Annotated in this window: 1 rRNA gene; it reads left to right on the top strand. The window is 54.1% G+C overall.

Annotation, left to right across the window (positions count from 1 at the left end):
* Positions 1–115 precede the first annotated feature (115 nt).
* Positions 116–1,113: ribosomal RNA gene (locus M0D64_RS44805) — 16S ribosomal RNA — on the top strand; the annotation flags it as partial.

Raw genomic sequence — 1,113 nt, 5'->3', positions numbered from 1 at the left:
AGTATTAAAGGAAGGTTTTCCTGTCGGGGTGGATTCACGCCGGCAGGTTAATCATTCGTCAGTACGTTGAGTGAGCGACCGGTTCGTAACTGAACCGAAAAACAGTAACAGGTTTGAACTGAAGAGTTTGATCCTGGCTCAGATTGAACGCTGGCGGCATGCCTTACACATGCAAGTCGAACGGCAGCACGGGAGCAATCCTGGTGGCGAGTGGCGAACGGGTGAGTAATACATCGGAACGTGTCCTGTAGTGGGGGATAGCCCGGCGAAAGCCGGATTAATACCGCATACGCTCTACGGAGGAAAGGGGGGGATCTTCGGACCTCCCGCTACAGGGGCGGCCGATGGCAGATTAGCTAGTTGGTGGGGTAAAGGCCTACCAAGGCGACGATCTGTAGCTGGTCTGAGAGGACGACCAGCCACACTGGGACTGAGACACGGCCCAGACTCCTACGGGAGGCAGCAGTGGGGAATTTTGGACAATGGGGGAAACCCTGATCCAGCAATGCCGCGTGTGTGAAGAAGGCCTTCGGGTTGTAAAGCACTTTTGTCCGGAAAGAAAACCTCTGGGTTAATACCCCGGGGGGATGACGGTACCGGAAGAATAAGCACCGGCTAACTACGTGCCAGCAGCCGCGGTAATACGTAGGGTGCAAGCGTTAATCGGAATTACTGGGCGTAAAGCGTGCGCAGGCGGTCCGCTAAGACAGATGTGAAATCCCCGGGCTTAACCTGGGAACTGCATTTGTGACTGGCGGGCTAGAGTATGGCAGAGGGGGGTAGAATTCCACGTGTAGCAGTGAAATGCGTAGAGATGTGGAGGAATACCGATGGCGAAGGCAGCCCCCTGGGCCAATACTGACGCTCATGCACGAAAGCGTGGGGAGCAAACAGGATTAGATACCCTGGTAGTCCACGCCCTAAACGATGTCAACTAGTTGTCGGGTCTTCATTGACTTGGTAACGTAGCTAACGCGTGAAGTTGACCGCCTGGGGAGTACGGTCGCAAGATTAAAACTCAAAGGAATTGACGGGGACCCGCACAAGCGGTGGATGATGTGGATTAATTCGATGCAACGCGAAAAACCTTACCTACCCTTGACATGTATGGAA

Source organism: Paraburkholderia sp. WS6 (genome assembly GCF_030464835.1).
In the GTDB taxonomy this organism is placed as follows: domain Bacteria; phylum Pseudomonadota; class Gammaproteobacteria; order Burkholderiales; family Burkholderiaceae; genus Paraburkholderia; species Paraburkholderia madseniana.
This window is presented reverse-complemented; position numbering and strand designations above follow the sequence as displayed.